Here is a 241-nt window from a genome sequence, read left to right as displayed (position 1 = left end):
AAAGGAGAGAAAAGAGTGAGAAATACACGATCTGAACGAATTTTAGAACCAATAGAAAGAGATAACGTTATAAAGTTACAAAGTCTTGACGTTATAATGGCACAGGTATATAATAAGAATAACGTTAAACAGTTATAACTTTACAAAGTTGAAAGAGGTGGAGAACATGTCTGCGATATTTGCACTGGCCAACCAGAAAGGCGGCGTTGCGAAAACCACAACGACAGGCACGCTGGCGGCC

It is taken from the genome of Butyricicoccus sp. AF35-5AC (assembly GCF_003477715.1).
Taxonomy (GTDB): Bacteria; Bacillota; Clostridia; order Oscillospirales; family Butyricicoccaceae; genus Agathobaculum; species Agathobaculum butyriciproducens.
The sequence above is the reverse complement of the archived record's forward strand: the minus strand, read 5'-3'. Positions refer to the sequence as shown.